Below are 20,557 nucleotides of genomic sequence, written 5' to 3' on the forward strand. Positions count from 1 at the left end.
TCAAAGCCCTATCCTTTCTGAATCATTCTCATCTTCTTCTGCGATATGATACGCTTCTTGTATATCCCAAATCAAATCATTTGCTTCCATCGAATTCATAGAAAGTCGACCAAATTCTTTGATCCTTGCGAGTTCATTTTTAACAAGAGACAAATCTCTTTGCGCCTGCTCTGTAGTTAGTCCAGAAACAGAATCCAATTCTCTCGGTAGCGTTACAAAGTCATATATTTCTGCAAATGGCTTATTGTCAGCTTTTCTAAGTACACGTCCTCTACGCTGAATATATTCCTTTGGATTAGTGGTACTTGCTAAAATAAATGCGGTTCTTATACCTGGAATATTCACACCCTCATCCAAACACTTAATAGCTACGATAGCCTGTAATCTGTCACCCTTTTGGAACTGTTCCTCAATAGTAGCTCTGGTCTCCATATTTTCTTCTGAAGTAAATTTCGCAACTTCCATATGAAACTCATTCCCCAGAATTCTGGTAACAGCTTCTATCTGACGAATATCATCTTCATCAGTGTTAGAATTATCTGCTTTTTCATCAACCACATTTGTCGCTCCACAGTATACTAAAATGTTGTTATCATCAGCATAAGGAGCTATATATTCTTTCAATGCATCAAGCTTCTGGCTTGCTCCGGCAACAATTCTCGCTCTTTCCATCGCAAGGATTTCACCACGTTTATTCAACTTATATTTTCCATCCTTGCCTTTTATTAGACACTTTGACATCTCATAAGACTTTTGTTCATACTTTTCAAGTTCTTCATCAGTCAAATAAACAGGAATAGGGAAATATTTATATTTTGTTAGCTTATCCTGTTCTATAGCACGCTCTAACGAATACTCAATGCATTTCTTTCCGAAGAAATCATAAAGTACAGCTGTTCCTTCGTCATCTCTATGTCTATCCAGCGTTGCAGAAAGAGCTAATCTGTATGCAAATCTGTCATCTAACAGTATTGCATAGCTTCTCGCTCCAAAGTTATGAGCCTCATCAACCACAAGTAATACTGATGACTGAATTTTACTTATTTCCTCTTGAACTGTAGAATTAGCAAAAGTGGCATTCGTACATACGAAACAGAAAAAACTCTTCTCTCTTCGAAGCTTCTGATCTCTTACAGCACGCGCTAATCTCTTTTTCCAGTCCCTCTGTGGAGAACTACTATATCCTATAATCGGTTTTATGTTAAATCTTACAATATCTTCAACCCACTGCTCTACCAGGTGCTGATATGGACAAACAATAATTACTGCCAAGACATCATCTAAATCTTCAGAAAGCTTCGATATCGCTCCAAGTCCGGTAAGCGTCTTTCCCGTACCCGTAGCCATATCAAATATTCCTCTGTAGTTTTCTCCTACCCAGGAAGCTATGGCATCCTTCTGATAATCTCTGAGTTCAATATCTTCCGGTACTCTAGCGCCAATTGGTCCTTGCTGTTCCCTTGCCATATCACTAATCTTTGTGGCATAAGTTAAAATTCTCCTTGCAAACTGATCCTTATCAATATTAAAGTTCGGAGATTTTCTTCTATATTTTTCTATCAGTGCATCTGTTATATTTGGAAATTCCATCACTTTTATATTAGGTTCCGAATCGTGCCAAATAGAATAGAATGCATTTTCCTTTAATCTTACGCGCTCAACTTCGCTTTGATCTCCCCAGCTTCTAAAAACATCCATTGTTTCATAGTTTATAGACATTGCTGTGGCTGACTCATTATTAGATCCAGAGAATGCTATTTTATCTCCCAAAGCATCCTCAACAATTCCCATCTTCTCATGATACATACCTATACCACCACGATCCTCTGTATAGGCAATTTGAATATCCATGATTCCATCCGCAATAAGTGAGGCCAAGAGATTCAATCTCTCCATCGAATAGTAATCCGTAGGCTCCTCGGCGATTTGAGCTAACAGTGCCTTTTCAATAATGTGATTTCTATCCTCGTATCCCTTCTTTATTGCTTCGATATCTTCATCTGATAAGTAAGGAGATGCAACAATCTGAATCTTACCGCCTTCCGAAGCCATTTCAGCAATTCCTTTTGATATCTCCACAAGTGAAGATGATGAAAAAAAGCCAACCGCTCTTTTGTAGGAAATCGATTCCCTTAAAAGTGGTATATAAAAATCTTGCACCACATTGTCTATCAAGGATCTATATTCACTTTTCACCTTATGATCCTTAAATCCCATTCAGTTGCATCCTCCTTCCTTTATAAATTCTCTTCTATATAATCTAAGGCCTCACGTAAATCCTCGAAATCTTTTTCGGTTGTAAAATAATTAACGCTAAACCTTATAGTTCCTGCAGGATATGTTCCTAAGAATTGATGCGCTAATGGTGCGCAATGCAATCCTGTACGCAGGGCTATCCCTTGTTGGTCAAATACACTACCCGCACTATCACTACTGATATCATTTATCAGACAGGAAACAATCCCCACATAATCACACTCAGGATTGTTACCTACAATTTTAATAAAATCATACTGCTCTAACAAATCTATTAGACGTTGACGATTAGCATCCTCAACCTCCTTCAACTTTTCAACTGTCAGTTCTTGAATCCAACCAATTGCTGCATTAAGACCTGCAATACCAGCTATATTCAAAGTCCCCATTTCATATTTTTCCGGGATACTTTCTGGCATATCCTGATTTACAGATTCATAACCCGTTCCGCCAAAGATTACCGCCGGTAAATCCACTGATGGATTCATTACAAATCCAGAGATTCCAGTTGGACCATATAAAGTCTTATGACCTGCAAATACTGCAAAATCAAAAGTACTTAATCCCAAATTGCACTCAACAATACCTGCAGTCTGTGCCATATCAACCAATGTAACAGCATTGTGTTTCTTTGCCATAGAGAAAATATCTTCTACTGGAGCCACAAGACCAATCGTATTGCTGGCATGACTTACAATCACAAGGTCAGGTTTAACAGCATCAAACTGATATCTTATTTTTTCAAGATCATATTGTAAATTCTTGTTTACCGACAGCTGGGTAACAGTGATTTTGCTATCCTTTTCAAAATGATGTAATGTCCTTGTTACTGCGTTGTGTTCAAAAGGACTTATATAGATATTCTTAGCACCAGCAACAACCATTCCCTGAATAATAATATTCAGAGCAACTGTTGCTGTCGGTGTAAATATTACTTGTTTAGCAGGACAATGTAGTAATTCCTGAATCTTCTTTCGAGTATCAGTGATCAACCCACCTGCAGTAACGGACATGGAATGATCCCCACGTCCTGCATTGCCACCACTTTTTCGGTAGAACTCATCCATGAAGGCATATACACATTCTGGCTTAGGATATGTAGTTGCCGCATTATCAAAATATGCCATTCATAGGCCTCCTAACATAAATCTTTTAAAATCTCCATGAGAATCTGTCTCTTCTCTTGGTCAGAGATTGCCCTTCCCATCGACTCAAGTGCTGCAGTTACCTGATTATGCAAAAGCTTACCCTTACCAGTTCCCTCAACACTATTAAATCTTTTTGTAACAGCAACACCATTATCATCCAAAAATGTAATCTGATAAGTGCTGGTATTTTGTGACTCTGAAGTATCTCTCTTTTCCGAATGGTGGGCTTCTGCTGTCTCCTTATATCTACGAATACTCTCTGTATAAAGGTCAGCAACCTTTTCATCCCAGTCTTCGATTCTTAGATCTGTAGCAAGCTTTGCAAGTCTGGTTATGGTAAGATCATCGTCATTAGTAATACTTCTAAATAGACCAAGGCACTTTTCAGTTCCATCAGTAAATAACTGTTCAAAAACTGTTTGATCTAATGACTCACACCAATCCTTAATCACAGAAGACAATGACATCTTATTTACACACTCTCTTGTTCTAGGGAGCGCAAAAAGTTCCTTTGTTTCTTTGATGAGACTCTTCTTGATATTTTTCAAATACTCATCATAAAACTTCTTAACTGCCCCCACGTTATCAGACAATGTTTCCTGAAACTCATTCATCGCAAAAAGCTTTGGCATTTTCTCAAAAAGAAGTTCGTTTCCACTAATATTTTGTTTGAGCAGTTTCAGAAGTTCCTGGTATGCCTTTGGAATCTTCTTTCCGTCAGCGCCCTTTTTGCTTTCCTTTGCATATTTAGGCAGCGCCATATACCAACGACGCATTGCAGACACTGCATAATCGTATGAGTTAATTCCTCTTTCCGCATCAACAATATATTCAGCAAAACTTTCTGCTAATTTATTTACAAAACCTTCCTTCTCAGGATCCCAATCCAGATATGCAAGAGTAAACATCTCTGGTTTAGAGTTGATTTGCAATAAGGTCTCTGCAGATAATGTCACCTGTCCAAACTGATCAGATATAATTACTTCTCTTTTATATTCATGCATTACTGCTGCGAGGTAAATCGGTATCAAACCTTTTCTTAAACCAATATGACATTCCGCAGATGTAAGTCTACGGTATAGTTCTTCAAAAGACATTGTTCCATTTTGTCTTGTCTCTACTATGAAGTCCTCTATTACCGCAAGCATCTCATCCATATGCTCTACAGCTGTTGGCTTAAGATTCAGCTTTGGAAGTCCATCATTCTCCTCCCATACTCCAGTACGAATGAGGGTGCCTCTCATAATAGAAACTTCCTGGCCGGATCCAGTAAGTCCAAGATTAGGTTCCAACTCATTACGAAGTAACGCAGCTACAATTTTGTTTCTGCTATTATTAGCTGTAGCTGTTATCTCATTTCTATTCATTGCCTCATTATTGATTACAGGCGTAAGTGAATATACTTCATCACAAATAGTAGACATCAATTCAGTCAGCGCCGCTTTTCTACTAATTGCCACTTCTCTGCCCTTATAAATATAACGAGATTTATACTCTTCCGGTCTGGTGTAGCCACGCATAAATGTGCCAATGACTTCCCTTAAATCCTCATAGATTACTTCATATTCATCAAAGAGCACCTTGTCATCATTAGCATTATCACGCAATACAGATACAGCATTAAACTCTTTGACAATGTCATTGATTTCCGCAAAATGTCTTGGAAGTATGAAAATAATACTTTCGCTTTCTGTACTTGTATTAAGAATAATTTCCTTTAATCTGGAAATAGATTCCTCACTATGCGGAATAATTCCATAGATAACACCATCTGCATCTATGGATGCACTCTTCAATGTCCAGTCTACATCTTCAGTCACTTCATCTTCATCGATAAATTCGAAAGTGAAGTATCTGATCATATCCCTCTCATTATTATATCGAGATGGATATACGTAATTATCAAAATTGGAGTTATTCAGAGTATCTTTTACAGTAGTTCTCTTACTCTGAACCTCAACCATATCATTTATTTTCTGACGTATATCTACTCCTGAAGTCTGCTTCAGTCTTAGATAATTATTACTTCTCTTAAGATAAATTACGTACTCTTTTTCAATCAGGTTATCAATCGCCTGGTTAATTTCCTCAGGTGTATAACTGATAGAATAGATGCTTACCAGTTCATCCTTTGATGGCTGCAGTTTTTCAAACTGTTCCAAAATGTATATCAAAGCCAGGGTCTTAATAATCTTGCTTTCAAGAAAATTCTCGCCAAGCTTCTCAAGTATCATTTCAGTAAGCACGTAATTCTCATGTATGCTACCGCCATATACCTCTTTCTTAAACAAAGGTTCAAAATAATCATAAATAAGATCTGGTGTAATCAGCTCAAAATGGTCATCTTCATAGTTTTCCAAGAAGGCGAGCAGTGTGGACACGCCTGGTGCAGAAATAAAAGTAAACAGCGTTCTTTCGTTCTGTGCAACACGCTCAGATAATCTAGGCAAAATAAAAGTTGAAACCGGATGTAACGGATAACAACCATACATCGTTTTCTCAACATATTCTTCATCAACATCACTGAAAATATGATGTTTACCATATCTCTGGAAAATGTCTTCAAAGCTTTTAGCATATTCCTTGCAAAACTTATTCCAAGAAGAGGACTTTTTTTGGATTGCCGAACCAATTATTTCGTAAGTCTGAGTAAAGTTGTTATTCAGATGGATATGTTTAAATCTCTCTGAAACTCCGCGCCATCCATCCACCTTCTGCTTAGGAAGTTTATCAATATAGTTAGCAATCTCTTTATGCGATATAAGCATAAGATGCATCTGTGCTTCTCCGCTTCTATTGCACTTCTCTGCAAAGTCCTGAAGCATTTTTGTATCACTTACAGAAGCCTCTTTAATATTTGCTTCAAGGAATTTGCTAAACTCATCATAAATAACATAAATTCCTGTATATCCCTTTGATTTAAGACCTTTAACAGCTTCCTCATAAAGGTCAACAACATCAAATCCTAAAAAAGGATTGAATACACTACCAGCTGTCAACGTAGGATATATCTTTTCAAACTTCTCATATGCCTCTGTACCGAAACTCTGCAATTCTTCAACAAATTGCTTTATAGGCATATCGAGTGCCTCTTTCAATTTCTTATAAGTGTCAGGAAATTCTTTTTCCCAACGGTTTATTACTTGTACAGCTGCTTTATAATTTGTCTCAGGCATAACATCCAACAAGCCATTAGTTGAAAGTGTTCTCTGTAATGCAAGTAAAAAAGCCTGCGGCAAACTCGTATTGCTGCCAGTTATAATTACCGGAAGAATCTTATTGTTTGATTCATAATAATTATCTACTATCTGACATAACCTAGGATTTTCATCAATCTTTGGATTTGCTTTTTCAAATAACACAGAGTTTCGCTTCATAAGCATGGCAAGAATAGTAAGAACAATATGAGACTTACCCTTGCCATATGCTCCTATAAGAACTCTTGCTCTCTCTGTTGACGTTGGATTGGTGCTAAGAAGAATATCTTCCATCAATGCCAACGCTGATCTAGTCGGTATAAAATTTTTTAATTTATCATCATTGTTCAGATCATATCCAATATTCACCGAATACTGAAATCCTGAAGCAACCGATATCATTTTGCTCATCGGCATCCACCTACATTTCTTCGTCTATAGTTTCATAATATTTCTTAACACACTCGTCAAAAGTCATCTGCTTATTCAAGTGAATAACATCAAGACCTGCAGTTCTTATTATTTTAAGGAGTCCTGCATTCTCTACTTCATGCAAAATATCCAACATAGTGATAGCATCTAAATTAAATACTTTTCCTATATTCTTAGGCTTTGTCAGTAATTCATTAAGACTTATCTCATCTCTTCCGTCTGCCTGATCCATAATCACTGCATAGATAACCCAAGGATTAAATGATTTGGCAGTCGGAATCGTCTTTTTATATGTTTTCTGTTTCTTATTTGCAATATCTACAAGTCCTAATTCTCCAAACGGACAATCTATATTGTTCTCAGGAGATACTTTACCAGGATTTGATTTATATCTAGGCAAATAAGTATTTATGATACATGCAAAGTCATCATTCAAAGATCTGATTGCAACAGTTGATGCACCGTCAGACATCAAAACATAATTCTGCAGTCCTTGAACAAACTCTTCCCTATTAAATTCTGACATAGAGAACTCATTGAAGAAATAATACCAAGCAGTAGCTTCTTCATCCTGCTTTGCAAGCTGATACTGCAATAAATAAAGCGTTCCTAGTTCTTCAATAAACTTATCATGCTTAAAGATTTCACTGCCAATATATGTAAGTTTTTGCACCCTCTTACCTTTCGTAGCTTCCTTTGTTAAGCCTACGGCCTGCAGCCAATATCTCAAGGCCTTAACCATATTAGATCCGATTCCAAGAACATCCATAGGGTTCTCATTTTTATCTACAAATAAATCATCCTTAGCAACAACACGTTCCATGCCCTTGCTAAGCCAACCTTTCCTTATGAAAAATGTATCGTGAGCACGAAACTTCATTGTCATTACGGCAACCTCCATAACTGTTACTTAGTACGCAAATATTTATCCATCGTGCATCCACCATCAAGGTACTTTGCTGTCATACACATCTTGCAATGCACACACTTATCTGGATCAATATAATAGTTATCACTTGAAATCGATATCGCTCCTGCTCGACAAATTGATTCACATTTCAAGCATTTTCTACAAGCATTATATTTTCGAATCTGATAACCTACCATTCTTTGTAAGTCATCATGATCTTTTACATTCATTGTTCTCACCTTAACAGCATATTCATAACCATCTTGGCTAAACGGCTGAATTGATAAGATCGGCACATTTGTCCTCGCATCAAGAACCAGCACCTCATGCAAGAGCTTCTTTCCAAGTTCTGGTGCAACCCTTCCAAAAGGTGTAAACATTCCAATCAATTCATCATCAAATGGGCGAACCAATCGATATATCTTCGCATGATCCTCTGTTGTACAGTTTGTGAATTTTATTTTTACATCACCCGCTGCAGCAAGACCATTACCGCCCTGTCGTGCCTTCCATTTGCCTGTGTCTACATAAACCTCCGCATCTTCCTTACCAACCTTCTTTGCAAAGTCTATAAGGAAATCTCTCCATTTTTTGGATTGCTCTGGCATATATATTCTCGATAAGAACTGTGCCCTCTGGTTATTGTTTGGACAACACCAACAACCTACTCGATCATATCCAAGTCTATAAGCTTCATTGAAATCCACATCCTCAGCTAGCATATAGAGCCAGATGTCTATGTCCTTCCAAAAGAAGATTGGAGATGCAACTGTCTGCTGTTGGATTTTTACAGACTCAGCATCATCCTCAACACGATTATACTTACTTCTGCTAACAGATTCGGACTTTCTAATTCCATAAAAAGTAAGAATCTGCTGATTTCTATACAAGCTGTTTATTACACGAGTAATCGGTCCAGTCTTAAACATAGAACAGCACCAGCGCATCATTCGTGCCGGAGGTCCTATATCCTCGCAAACATCCATAAATACCTGCTCATCATTCTTTGCAAACAAAAAGATAGCCTGTGGATGGTTCTCTCTAAACCGTTTAGCATACGCTACTGTGGATGGAAACTCTAGAGTTGTGTTTCCAAATATATGTACAAGGCTTGGATTGCTTAATGCCTTTGTTACAACATCCGCTGTAACAGTTGAATCCTTACCACCCGAAAATGAAATTACTAATCTTTCTTCAGCAACTTTCGAAGCCGTCTTCCTTACAAAATCGAAAGATTCGTCTTTCAAATAGTTCAATCGATTTCTATTTGCTTCGATAAATGTTTTTATATGCTCATTAAAATACTCATAGGTATTTCCTGATTCATACTCTTTAAGTTTTGCAGAAATAGCATCTGTATCAGCAGTCTGGAACAAACCACTTGGAATAGAAATGCTTTTCCCATCAATATAATATCTGCTGTTAACAGACCACACTGAGCTTTGTACAAATTCATTTGGTTTTTTATCCAATAAAATCTCTAGCAACAAACGCTCTTCAGGAAATACCGGTCTTAGATCTGTTGTTAGATATTTTGTTTTCTCTCCACAAACTGGACATATTCCTTTATCAGCTTGGTTCATTTGCTGAATAATTGGTGTCTTACAGTGCTTGCACCAATATATCTCAATAGGAAGATCTTCTACTGTTTCCTCGCCACAGACTGGGCACACTTTTTCATTTGTCTCTATATTGCAGTTACGGCACCACACTCTGTCGCTCACCTCCAAACTTTCTCATCTCTAATGTATCATTTTATATGTCCCCAAATACGGATTTAGTCATAGCTAATAATATCGTTCACTGTACAATTTAAATATTTACATATTTTCTCAAGGACTTTATTGGATACCGGTTGACCTTTACCCATCTTTGCTACAGTAGCCGAACTAAGACCTAATTCGTCAACCAGATCCTGCTTTTGAAGCCCTTTATCAAGTAATAATTTCCATAATCCCAAATACGAAACAGTCATAACGGTAAAGTCTCTCCTGATAACTCGTCACAATGAGCCCATAATAAGTAAGTATATCACTAAGAGGCTTTTTTCGCTACAAAAATCTTTAGTCTTTTAAAGGTTGATAGATTGCTTATGAAAAATGAAATTGTGGAAGCTGACTTGAAATTTTAAATTCCAGTGCAAAGTTAAATTCCACAGGGCTTTAAAATCTTTAGTATTTATAATCTTTTTTTGAGTAAAAAACCTTGATATCTGTTATAATTAACACAACTTCTCAAAAAATTCTTCATTTTTGGGCATGGCAAACGGGCCACTGAGAATCAGTGTGCGAGACTGAATTCCACCGGCCACATTTTAAAAATGTGAAAAGTTTACTTCCAGTCCGACAGCAGATTTTTTTGAATAGTTGCTTTAGTGTTTATGGCGGATCAGCTTAGGTGTCAAATTGACCTAGTCAGGGTCAATCGGTCTAAGCTGAAGCGTCTTTAAGGTTTCTTTGCCAAGTGTTTCCAATGCCATACTATACGGCGTCTTTACGCCAAGGATTTCCCGCGGTGTCGAATTGATATGGTTCACAATCAGGTTTATATCCCATTGTGTGAGAAATTCAAAACTAGTTCCTTTAGGAAGCACCATACGAAGCATGGTGTGAGCCTGTTCAAGGCTTCCTTTTTGACCGCTCTGCATGGGCTTGCAGTAATAAATGCTCGAACGTTGTATGCCATTTATACCAGTTTCTAACGCAGCCGGATTTCCGAATTCAGAGCCCCGGTCGGTCAGGATATATTCAAATGCGGAAGCGAATTCAAAGATCCCCCTGCGTTTTTCCAGACGGTCAAATACAAGGCGGACAGCACCCTCTGTACAACGGTTCATGAGAAAAGCAAGGAATAGCTTTTCTTTTGTGAAAAACATGGTTAACAGAGTTTTCTTTGACTCTCTTGAAGAATGGACGGTATCCATCTCAACATAGGAGGAGAGGTTTAGGTTACAGAAATCACTGTATAACCTGTTGATAAAAATAGTCCGGTTGGTGATCTGTGTTTTTTGACATTTTCTGGGCTTGAAACTAACTTTCCGTTTTAGGTCCATGTTCCGCGCAGTGAATAGTCCCTTATCCAGATAAGAATACATGGTGCGGACAGACATATCTAATTCGGGATGATCGATCAAAATGTGATAAGGTGACTGTCCCTGTTCGATTAATGGAGAAATAATCTTATCCTTTTGATGCAGTTCCCGTTTAGTCATGTTGATTCCAGCTCTGGAATCCCGGATAAGCAACCTATCATAAAGAAAAATGTTGACATAATTTTCTAACTACTCTATACTTATCCTTGTAAATTAAATCCCCCGGGGAGCTTATGACTAGGCTGAGAGGAAGTACAGAACTTCGACCCGCATACCTGATTTGGATAATGCCAACGTAGGAACACTCAAACACCGATGAAAATTCCGGGAGATGCTGCCTGCACCTCCCATTTTTTATTTTCACTTCCGAATCAGTCCATTGTCCCAGACCGCTCGGGCAATGTTTCATTAATTTACGCCACGATACAACTAAACACAGGAACAGTTGAGATTGAACTACATTTCGCCTGATATAAACCAGGAGTTCATGAAGGGGTGCACCACCACGGGTACATTTCTTTGTGTACTCCTTTTTTATTTCATATAAATGTGTGCCACATTTTCCCATAAAACAAAACGCACTACACGCGTGTGGAATATGCAAAGATGTATTCCATTTCATTGAAATGGATACGCCGTCTACCTCCTAAGTGCCCGAACACTCATCATTTCCCACTTCCGAGGCTACCGCGTTCCACTGCAGCTTTCACTTCTCTCTCCCCTGTTCCTCCCCACATCTCAGAAAGGAGACAAGCCCATGATCCATCTTACCGTAAACGGCTCCCCCATCCAACTGGAGGCGCCCACAACCGTAACGGACTACCTGACCGCCCATGGTTACGCTCTCACAAGGATTGCAGTAGAACTAAACGGAGCCATACTTTCCAAAGCAAATTACGCTACGACCTTCCTCACCGAAGCCGACACAATGGAAGTAGTGACCTTCGTAGGAGGCGGCTAACCCATGAACGTATTTACGAAATCCGAAATTTACGAAGCGCTGAGCGCCCGCCACTCTCCCGAGACCCAGGCCCTTCTTACCGACGCCCGCGTCGCCATTGCGGGACTTGGAGGGCTCGGCTCCAACGTGGCCTTCTTGCTGGCGCGCATCGGTGTCGGTCATCTTCATCTCATCGATTTCGATGCCGTGGACCTGACCAACTTAAACCGCCAGCAATACTTTATGGAACATGCCGGCCTCCCCAAGCCTGAAGCCCTGAAATCGGAACTTTTGCACATCAATCCTTACCTGGATATCCGCACCGACTTCGTCAAGGTGACTGAAGAAAACCTGCAGGAACTCTTTTCCGACGACGACATCATTTGTGAGGCCTTCGATGCCCCGGAAGCCAAATCCATGCTAGCAAATGGCATACTGGAGCATTTTCCGGACAAGAAGCTCATATCCGCTTCTGGAATGGCCGGATATGAAAGCAGTAACCTTATTCATACCCGCCGAGTTACCCGTAACTTCTACCTTTGCGGCGATGAAGTCACGGAAGCGACGTATGGCAATGGGCTCATGGCGCCAAGAGTGGCCATTTGCGCCGCCCATGAAGCAAACATGATTACACGCATAATCCTTGGTCAGGAAGATGTATAGAAAACGGCAATTTCCGCAATGATGAAACAGCAGAAAATAGCAACTATTTCCAAACCACTCACAAAGAAAGAAGGTACAAACTCATGACACCAACAACCGACAAATTCCTCTTAGGAAACCACGAATTCACCTCCCGTTTCATTCTCGGCTCCGGCAAGTTTTCCCTCGACCTGGTAAAAGCCTGCATCGAAAAGGCCGGGGCCCAGATTATCACCCTTGCCCTGCGCCGTGCAAATGAAGGAGGCCTTGCCAATATCCTGGACTATATTCCGGACACCGTAATCCTCCTCCCCAACACCTCCGGCGCAAGAAACGCCGAGGAGGCTGTCCGCATCGCCCGCCTTTCCCGCGAGGTATGCGGCAGTGATTTTGTGAAAATTGAAGTCATCCATGACTCCAAATATCTCCTCCCGGACAACTACGAGACCATCAAGGCAACCGAAGTGCTCGCTAAGGAAGGCTTCGTGGTCATGCCTTACATGTACCCGGATTTGAACGCCGCCCGTGACCTTGCAAATGCAGGTGCCGCCTGCATCATGCCCCTCGGCTCCCCAATCGGCTCCAACAAGGGAATCTGCACCAAGGACTTCATTCAGATTCTGATCGACGAAATCGACCTGCCCATCATCGTAGATGCCGGAATCGGTCGTCCATCCCAGGCATGCGAGGCGATGGAAATGGGTGCTGCCGCCGTCATGGCAAACACTGCCATCGCCACCGCGGGAGATATCCCGGCTATGGCGGAAGCATTTAAGAAAGCCATCGAAGCCGGAAGAAGCGCCTACTTATCCGGCCTTGGACGAACCCTGGAAAAAGGTGCCAGCGCCTCCTCTCCGCTGACGGGATACATACAAGATTAGGAGGAGCACCACATGGAAAAACAGCATTTGAACGAAAGTATCTTAAACGAAGAAATTCTGGAAGATTTGAAACAGAACCGAATCGACCACATGACCTACCTTCCCGGTATGGAAGTTCTAAAGTCCGACATCATGAACCGGGTCATTGAAGCCACAGCGCATTATGATTACGACAGCTATACAGCAGACGACGTGCGATGCGCCCTCGCCCACGATAACCGATCGCCGGAGGATTTCGCCGCTCTTCTCTCCCCCGCCGCCCTCCCATATCTGGAGGAAATCGCACAGGCAGCCCAGAGAGAAACGCGCAAACATTTCGGCAACAGCATCAATATGTTCACGCCGCTCTACATCGCCAACTACTGCGAAAACTACTGCATTTACTGCGGCTTCAACTGCCACAACAAGATCAACCGGGCAAAACTGACTCCTGCACAGATTGAGTTGGAAATGGAAGCCATCGCCAGGACCGGACTTCAGGAAATCTTGATTCTGACCGGGGAGAGCCGCGCAAAATCGGATGTGAAATATATTGGGGAAGCGTGTAAGATCGCAAGAAACTATTTTAAAGTCATTGGGCTGGAAGTCTACCCGATGAATGCAGACGAATACGCCTACCTTCATGAATGCGGTGCCGACTATGTCACCGTTTTCCAGGAGACTTACAATTCCGACAAGTACGAATCGCTTCATCTTGCCGGGCACAAACGGATTTTCCCGTACCGGGTAAATGCGCAGGAGCGGGCGATCATCGGCGGTATGCGCGGAGTCGGCTTCGGCGCCCTCTTAGGGTTGGACGATTTCCGCAAAGACGCATTTGCCACTGGGTATCATGCGTACCTTCTGCAGCGGAAATACCCCCACGCCGAGATTGCATTTTCCTGTCCCCGTCTCCGTCCGATCATCAACAATGACAGGATTAATCCGATGGATGTCCATGAACGGCAGCTTCTGCAGGTCGTATGTGCTTACCGCCTGTTCATGCCGTTTGCAAGTATTACTATTTCCACGAGAGAATGCGCCCGTGTGCGTGACAATATGGTAAAAATCGCCGCCACCAAGATTTCTGCGGGAGTCAGCACCGGAATCGGAGGACATGTAGATGAAATTGAAGAAAAAGGAGACGACCAGTTCGAGATTTCCGACGAAAGGACGGTAGACGAGGTCTTCCACGCCCTTTTGGAGCAGAACCTCCAGCCGGTCATGAATGATTATGTGTACGTATAAAAATAGAATCGAAGGTTCCGCACCTGCAACCGGCTCCACGGGGAAATTTCCCCATATAACAATTTCCGAATATCCTGATGACATTTTTCAAAATATCATCGCCGTCACAAACCGCCGCCTCGCTGCCCGGCCCCTGCCGGAGCAGGTGGAGAGAGTCTGCCGGTATCACCCCAAGGCCGTGATACTGCGCGAGAAGGATTTATCCGAGACTGAATATACCGCTTTGGCACAGGAAATTATGGAAATCTGTAAGAAATATGATGTACCTTGTATCCTCCATACGTATTTAAACACAGCAAAGGAACTCGGCTGTCCGGCCATTCATCTGCCATTGCCGTTATTGCGGAAATATGCGGACCGTTCCGGCCCCGCCATTTCCACACTGACTACAATTGGCGTTTCCGTTCACTCTGCCCGGGAAGCTCTGGAAGCCGAGCTCCTTGGCGCTGCCTACCTCACTGCCGGACACATTTACGCTACCGACTGCAAAAAAGGAATCCCGCCCAGCGGGACGGGATTCCTACGCAAAGTCTGCCAAAGTGTATCGATTCCGGTCTACGCGATCGGCGGGATCAAACCGGACCCTCGGCAGATATCGGAAATTATTTCCTGCGGCGCGTCCGGAGGGTGCATCATGTCAGGTATGATGACGCTGTAAACAGCATATAGAAAAAAGATGGCTAGCCCCAGCCATCTTTTTTCTATCACTTCCTAAAACACCAGCTCCTGCTGCTCCATCACTTCAATCTGTGACACCACCATCACCTCCGGATCGTTCCCCCGCAGATGGTCTGCCTTCAAATACTGCATTCCACTTCGCAGGCTCGCCGCGATCAGGTTCAGCACATAAATATTATCGAACCGGTTATAAATCGACTCTCCGCCAAGACCTGTCAGGCAAATAAGCTGGGTATTCGTCTTTTTCGCCATATCCATCAAGGGCTTTAACAGATGCGCCGCATTCGTCTGCGCAAACGGGTTGTCCATGAGCAGCACCTTTCCTTCATTCCGGTCCGCAAATATATCCGTATCATCTTTCCGCATATAATAAAGCAGACTTGACAAAATCACGAATGCTGACAAAAAGCCTTCTCCGCCGGAGTTTCGCGCGACCTCCGCCCAGGTGATCGGATACTCTCTCATTTCCTCCACTTTATATAAACGAATCTGCACATTTCCGATCCCAATCACTGTATCATACAGATTTCTCGTCGTAATTCTGGTTCCAAAATATTCCTGTGCATTTTCATTTCGCTCAAAGATACCGATTCCTTTCTGCGTCACCTCGTCGATCATATCCTGCAGGCGAATACGATAAAGATTCTCATTCTCCTCCCAATCGGGGAGCTGAATCTTCAACATTTTTACTGGTTTCTCCCGAATCGTAATGGTCGAATTATGATCGATCTTACCAAGATTCAGGTGTACCTCCCGGATATATTCCTCCATCAACTCTACAATCTTGTTCTTCTCCTTTTCCACCAGAGAAATATCCACCTCCAGCTTCTCCATCAAGCTGTCGTAGGACTGAATGGTCGTGCCAAGCTGGCGCAGCACCTGATCCGCATCGTCGGTTAATTCTATCATAGCTTCCAACGGCTTTTTATAGAACTCCTCCTGAAATGCTTCCATTCGCACGATTTGATTCAGAACCTGTACAAGCCTTTCCTTCGCCTGCCGAGTGTCCCGCACGTTCTGATTATAGTCCCGAATCAGAATCCCTTTAAAATTCCGAAGCTCCCGGCTGCTCATTCCTGTGAAATCTTCTTCCCATTCCATTTCACCTTGCGCCACAAATTCACTGTATTCCGCCAATGCAGTCAGATTTTCATCATAGCTTTGCAGGCGCGCCCGGAAAATGTCCGCCTCTTTTAGCGTCTCCTTTTCCCGGAACTTAAGCTGATTCTTTCTCGCGTCAAAATCCTGCCCCTGGATTTTAGCCTTTTCAATCGGTTTCTCCTGACCGCATTCACTTAACATCTGCTTCGTCCGGTCCTTGATCTGCTGACTGATGACCGCTATCTGCTTATCCTCTTCTCCCCAGAGCATTCTGCGGTTCTCTACCTTTTTCCGGCAGTCCTCAAGAAGAATCTCCTGATGCGCCTCTTCCTTCCTGCTATAGGAAATGTCCTTCCACTCCCCGGTCTGAAGGCCGTATTTTACCCGCAAATGCTCCAGCTCATCAAGCTCGTCCTCATACCGTTTCCGCGCACGCGTCTCCTGGGCCTCCAGTTCCTGAAGCTCTATCGACAGGTTCCCCGTGATTGCCAGAAAACGGCTCTCCATTTTCTCCGCCTCAGTTTCCACTTCCCCCTGAAAGTGCTCCACTTCCTCCGTCAGCTCATACTTTTCATACTTACCTAATTTCTCCTGAAAGCCCTGTCCGAAGCGCACGAGCAAATCCAGTTCCGTCTCCAGAGTCTTCAGATCCTCCCGGAGTTTTGCAAGTTGTTCTTTTACCAGCTTCTGCTGCCGGGTAAACCTCTGAACCTGTTTTTGACACCGCGCGAGCTCCACACGATTCTCACCATATATCCTGTACGCCTCCGCAAGCTGCTCAAAATCCCCGTTTCTTCTCTCTTTCTCCTCAATGCTTTTGTCCGCCTTTCGAATCTCTTCCTCCAGACGCTCCAATTCCGTTTTCAAGCCTGATGCCGCTTCCGACACTTCCTTAAGCGCCCGCTCTCCCTCTTCAATCTGCGCTCCTATATCCTTAAGTGCGCTTAAATTTCCCTCATAGAGTTCACGGCTTACCTCCTGATTTTTAATCACTCCCTGCCTGTCAAAATAATCCTCGTATTCTCTCTGGCGTAACGCAATAGCCTCCTTCTTCTGATGAATCTGTTTTTCCTTCTCCCTCACCAGAATGTGCAGCTTCTCCTCATTCAGCAGGTTCTCATTAAACAGCACATAAAAGCTGACTCCTGCAAGAGAAATTACATTTCCGCCGCTTTTCTCCTTCTTCCCTGCAAGCTCCTCCCGCACAATAATCGGGACCGGAAAGGAAGTATAAATATCCCCCGCATTCTTTCTCAGCTTTTCCAGCTCCTGTCCTGATAAAATCAGAGCATACGGAAGAAACGGGTGCTGCTTCACCAGTTCCCGGTTTTTCTCCTCGGCGTAACCATTTTTCTGAAGCCACTCCATTCCATAGACCACATGGATCCCCAGGCCTTTAAGCTCCTTCTCCAAATCCTCCGGAAGGTCCAGCGTCTTTCCCTGCGTGAGCTGCCGGAACTCTTTTTGAAGGACATCTTCCTCTTTTTCCAGATTTCTCCTCACTCCTGCAAGCTCGGCAAGCTTTCTCTCGGAAGTCTGCAAAATCTTTTCTGTATCAAAAATATTCTTTTCGTCCAAATCTAAATATTTCAGAATAACCCGGCGCTTCTTTAGCTCCTCCTCATATTTGCCCTGCACCGCTTCCTTCTGTTCCTGCTCCATTCTCTTCCGGACCAAAAGTGTACGTGTATCTTCCGCCTGCCGCTCCAGACGCCTTACTTCCTCCTGGGCGCGCTCTCTTGCCTGCTTCGCTCTGACGCGTCGGCGCGTATCTTCCTCCAACTCACGCGCATAGCTCTCCCGAAGGATCTCTATGGTCCCCGGCTCATACTCTCCCAGAATATTTCTTGTCAAAGACGCATCATAACGGGCATTGTACTGTTCTTCGGTATTTCCGTACGCCTCCACTTTACTTTTCAGAGCGCCTACCTGTGCGATTCCCTCTCTGATCTGCTCCTCCAAAACCGCGGATTTTTCCTCCGCTTCCTCCATACTCGTCCGATTCTCCTGAAGTTTCCCCTGATTTTCCTCTTTTTGCTTTACATTCTCCTGAAGCCGCCTTTCATAATGGCGCCGCAGAGCGTAACCCAGAAAGTTTCTCTCCGGCTCCAGCTCTTCGTCCTTTTTATGCGAGAGCGCCAGCTTCTGTCGGACCACCTCCAGCTCCCGCTTTTCCTCTTCCATTTGCCCCTGCCCCTTCGCACAGACAAGCAAGTGCAGCTTCTTCTCGATTTTCTCCGCTTCCCTCTGCAGATTATCCCGTTCCATCTCAATCATGTCCCGGTTGCTGGTATGGAAACGCATATCGTCCTCCAACGCATAGATCTCGCTGGAAAGCTTTTCATACTCCACCCTGGCAATGTCCCGGCGGATTTCCTCTATCCTCTCCAGCACATCGTCCTGCTGCCCCTTAGCTTCCTTACGCAGTTCTTCCAGCTTCACGATGAAATGCGCCACCAGGTTCTCCTGGTCTCTCTCCTTCCCGGCAGCTTCCCGATAAGCCTCTGCTCTCTCCTGAATCCGCATTGCTTCCTCTTTAAATGCCCGAATCGTATCGCGCCGCTTAATTTTAGAGCGGTTATCCTTATACTGCCCCACATACTTTTCCAAAATAGTCTGGAACTCCTTCATTCGGTTTCGTTCCTTATTCAGCTTACTCTCCACCGCATCTAAAAACCATTTTTCCACCAGCCCCTTCTCATCTTTACAGTCCGCAAAAAGGTCCGACAGTCCGGACTCCTTTAAGTTCACCTTCTTGATGATCGACTCCCACTCTTTGTAATTGATCTGATACTCCATCAACTTGTCAAAATACTGCCGGGACTGGGCAGAATTATTCATGTCATAATAGAAAAACTTAAGCGCCCGGTCCTTTTTATACATTTCAAACATCTGCCTGCACGCCGAGAAATTTTTCAGGATCATCTCCTTTTTCCCTTTCTCCACCACCGGCAGATGATGAATGTCCTGAAGGCAGGCTCCCCGGTATTCGCAGACAAAATTGACCATATCCAGGTTCTCCGCATTTCCTTCTCCCGCGTCCTGACCTCTTCTCACCATCATTCCCGTAAGCACATAGCCGGCCCCCTGGTCAAGCACCCACTCCACCAGAATAAACGATGGTTTATTCGTTGTAAAATAACTCTCGAACGGACGGTCCTTCACGTCACGGTATCTTTTATGCACGAACGGCGCCATCATCATCTGCACCAGCACCGTTTTCCCGCCTCCGTTTCTCAGCGAAAGCAGCGTGCTTTCCCCATTGAAGTGAAAACACTCGTCGCTGATCCGGATTGCATTATTGTTATAATTAAGGTTAATCAGCCTCACCGCATTTATTTTACTCATCTTCCTTCACCCCCAGTACCCGCAGGACTCTCCGGTAATTATTCTGATTCAGCAGATTCCAGTCCATAAAATTATCCAGCTTCTTTGTTGTCTTGATCATCTCGTCTGGCTCCACATATTCAATCAGTCCCTGCTTTTGCAGGAAAATCAATATATAATGAAGGAAGCCCTCCTTCGTAGTCCGGGCACGCGACCCCTTTTCATCTGAGCGGAGCGCCTCATAGGCCTCCAGCATATCAGAAAATGCGATTCCGTTCTGCTCTTCTTCCTGCGCATTCCCTGCCCCTTCTTTCAACCGCTGGGAAATACAGTTCTGCAGCTCTCCGACCCGGATATATTCCCGCGCCTTACTGCTGCTCCCCTGCCCGTCATAGAATTCCACAAGAAGCGTCAAAATCACGAACTGCGACAAATAGTAATCTTTATCGGTCGCATTCGATTTGCAAAGCGCCGCTTTGAGCTGTGCCTTGGAAAATCCCAGGAAATTATTTGCTTCCCTGGGTATCAGATAAATGACATTTCCATACCTCTCCACGATACTATCCGCAATCTCCCCCTGAGACTTTACCAGATTCTGTACCTCTTCCTGCTCCGTATACGCCTTATACAGAATCAGTTCCTCTTCCTCCCGAAGCTCATGATGCTCCAGCAGATAGTAAAAGATCTCCTGACTGATCCTGATTTCTTCCAATTCATACGCCATATC

Annotated in this window: 14 protein-coding genes and 1 riboswitch; of the genes, 5 read left to right on the plus strand and 9 right to left on the minus strand. The window is 43.1% G+C overall.

Annotated features, from left to right (window positions below; translation table 11 throughout):
* The 7 genes from ABXS75_19270 to ABXS75_19300 all read right to left on the minus strand — a co-directional run bounded on the left by ABXS75_19270 (position 1) and on the right by ABXS75_19300 (position 11,154).
* Positions 1–2,217 carry a DEAD/DEAH box helicase family protein gene (locus ABXS75_19270; GenBank protein ID XCP85134.1) on the minus strand — a complete coding sequence of 739 codons (2,217 nt, stop codon included), beginning with the start codon at positions 2,215–2,217 and terminating at the stop codon, positions 1–3.
* A 20-nt stretch (positions 2,218–2,237) separates the two neighbouring features.
* Positions 2,238–3,383: an aminotransferase class V-fold PLP-dependent enzyme gene (locus ABXS75_19275; GenBank protein ID XCP85135.1), complete on the minus strand. Its 1,146-nt coding sequence runs from the start codon at positions 3,381–3,383 to the stop codon at positions 2,238–2,240.
* Between the two features lie 11 nt (positions 3,384–3,394).
* The gene (locus ABXS75_19280) at positions 3,395–7,012 is read right to left on the minus strand and encodes a restriction endonuclease subunit S (protein XCP85136.1); all 3,618 of its coding nucleotides are present in this window, start codon (positions 7,010–7,012) and stop codon (positions 3,395–3,397) included.
* A 10-nt stretch (positions 7,013–7,022) separates the two neighbouring features.
* Positions 7,023–7,919 carry a DUF4007 family protein gene (locus ABXS75_19285; protein XCP85137.1) on the minus strand — a complete coding sequence of 299 codons (897 nt, stop codon included), beginning with the start codon at positions 7,917–7,919 and terminating at the stop codon, positions 7,023–7,025.
* 20 nt (positions 7,920–7,939) lie between these two features.
* Positions 7,940–9,667 (minus strand): phosphoadenosine phosphosulfate reductase family protein, encoded by a 1,728-nt coding sequence (locus ABXS75_19290; protein XCP85138.1) that lies wholly within the window; start codon positions 9,665–9,667, stop codon positions 7,940–7,942.
* Positions 9,668–9,720: 53 nt separating this feature from the next.
* Positions 9,721–9,918, minus strand: coding sequence for a helix-turn-helix domain-containing protein (locus ABXS75_19295; protein XCP85139.1), 198 nt, complete (start codon positions 9,916–9,918; stop codon positions 9,721–9,723).
* Between the two features lie 435 nt (positions 9,919–10,353).
* The gene (locus ABXS75_19300; GenBank protein XCP85140.1) at positions 10,354–11,154 is read right to left on the minus strand and encodes an IS30 family transposase; all 801 of its coding nucleotides are present in this window, start codon (positions 11,152–11,154) and stop codon (positions 10,354–10,356) included.
* A 93-nt stretch (positions 11,155–11,247) separates the two neighbouring features.
* A riboswitch (TPP riboswitch) is annotated at positions 11,248–11,353 on the plus strand.
* A 438-nt stretch (positions 11,354–11,791) separates the two neighbouring features.
* Here ABXS75_19300 and thiS point away from each other — a divergent pair.
* From thiS to ABXS75_19325, 5 genes are all read left to right on the plus strand, one after another.
* The gene (gene thiS / locus ABXS75_19305) at positions 11,792–11,995 is read left to right on the plus strand and encodes a sulfur carrier protein ThiS (protein XCP85141.1); all 204 of its coding nucleotides are present in this window, start codon (positions 11,792–11,794) and stop codon (positions 11,993–11,995) included.
* A 3-nt stretch (positions 11,996–11,998) separates the two neighbouring features.
* Positions 11,999–12,637 carry a sulfur carrier protein ThiS adenylyltransferase ThiF gene (thiF, locus tag ABXS75_19310; GenBank protein ID XCP85142.1) on the plus strand — a complete coding sequence of 213 codons (639 nt, stop codon included), beginning with the start codon at positions 11,999–12,001 and terminating at the stop codon, positions 12,635–12,637.
* 83 nt (positions 12,638–12,720) lie between these two features.
* The gene (locus ABXS75_19315) at positions 12,721–13,497 is read left to right on the plus strand and encodes a thiazole synthase (protein ID XCP85143.1); all 777 of its coding nucleotides are present in this window, start codon (positions 12,721–12,723) and stop codon (positions 13,495–13,497) included.
* 12 nt (positions 13,498–13,509) lie between these two features.
* A complete protein-coding gene (thiH, locus tag ABXS75_19320; protein XCP85144.1) occupies positions 13,510–14,724 on the plus strand; it encodes a 2-iminoacetate synthase ThiH in 1,215 nt (404 codons plus the stop codon).
* On the plus strand, positions 14,705–15,382 hold the full coding sequence (locus ABXS75_19325; GenBank protein ID XCP85145.1) for a thiamine phosphate synthase: 678 nt from the start codon (positions 14,705–14,707) through the stop codon (positions 15,380–15,382). The genes thiH and ABXS75_19325 overlap by 20 nt, the downstream gene beginning before the upstream one ends.
* Before the next feature lie 53 nt (positions 15,383–15,435).
* Here ABXS75_19325 and ABXS75_19330 read toward each other — a convergent pair whose 3' ends face one another.
* Both ABXS75_19330 and ABXS75_19335 read right to left on the minus strand, forming a co-directional pair.
* The gene (locus ABXS75_19330; GenBank protein ID XCP85146.1) at positions 15,436–19,851 is read right to left on the minus strand and encodes a hypothetical protein; all 4,416 of its coding nucleotides are present in this window, start codon (positions 19,849–19,851) and stop codon (positions 15,436–15,438) included.
* Positions 19,844–20,554 carry a DUF6063 family protein gene (locus ABXS75_19335; protein ID XCP85147.1) on the minus strand — a complete coding sequence of 237 codons (711 nt, stop codon included), beginning with the start codon at positions 20,552–20,554 and terminating at the stop codon, positions 19,844–19,846. The genes ABXS75_19330 and ABXS75_19335 overlap by 8 nt, the downstream gene beginning before the upstream one ends.
* Between the last annotated feature and the right edge of the window lie 3 nt (positions 20,555–20,557).

Origin of the sequence: Roseburia hominis, assembly GCA_040702975.1 — a bacterium.
Taxonomy (GTDB): Bacteria; Bacillota; Clostridia; order Lachnospirales; family Lachnospiraceae; genus Allocoprococcus; species Allocoprococcus hominis_A.

What these genes read in the sequence shown, in the direction of transcription:
- ABXS75_19285 (XCP85137.1), bottom strand. Translation starts at nt 7,919, where the DNA reads ATGACAATGAAGTTTCGTGCTCACGATACATTTTTCATAAGGAAAGGT.
- ABXS75_19330 (XCP85146.1), bottom strand. Translation starts at nt 19,851, where the DNA reads ATGAGTAAAATAAATGCGGTGAGGCTGATTAACCTTAATTATAACAAT.
- ABXS75_19270 (XCP85134.1), bottom strand. Translation starts at nt 2,217, where the DNA reads ATGGGATTTAAGGATCATAAGGTGAAAAGTGAATATAGATCCTTGATA.
- thiH (XCP85144.1), top strand. Translation starts at nt 13,510, where the DNA reads ATGGAAAAACAGCATTTGAACGAAAGTATCTTAAACGAAGAAATTCTG.
- ABXS75_19300 (XCP85140.1), bottom strand. Translation starts at nt 11,154, where the DNA reads ATGACTAAACGGGAACTGCATCAAAAGGATAAGATTATTTCTCCATTA.
- ABXS75_19325 (XCP85145.1), top strand. Translation starts at nt 14,705, where the DNA reads ATGATTATGTGTACGTATAAAAATAGAATCGAAGGTTCCGCACCTGCA.
- ABXS75_19295 (XCP85139.1), bottom strand. Translation starts at nt 9,918, where the DNA reads ATGACTGTTTCGTATTTGGGATTATGGAAATTATTACTTGATAAAGGG.
- ABXS75_19335 (XCP85147.1), bottom strand. Translation starts at nt 20,554, where the DNA reads ATGGCGTATGAATTGGAAGAAATCAGGATCAGTCAGGAGATCTTTTAC.
- thiF (XCP85142.1), top strand. Translation starts at nt 11,999, where the DNA reads ATGAACGTATTTACGAAATCCGAAATTTACGAAGCGCTGAGCGCCCGC.
- ABXS75_19275 (XCP85135.1), bottom strand. Translation starts at nt 3,383, where the DNA reads ATGGCATATTTTGATAATGCGGCAACTACATATCCTAAGCCAGAATGT.
- ABXS75_19280 (XCP85136.1), bottom strand. Translation starts at nt 7,012, where the DNA reads ATGAGCAAAATGATATCGGTTGCTTCAGGATTTCAGTATTCGGTGAAT.
- thiS (XCP85141.1), top strand. Translation starts at nt 11,792, where the DNA reads ATGATCCATCTTACCGTAAACGGCTCCCCCATCCAACTGGAGGCGCCC.
- ABXS75_19315 (XCP85143.1), top strand. Translation starts at nt 12,721, where the DNA reads ATGACACCAACAACCGACAAATTCCTCTTAGGAAACCACGAATTCACC.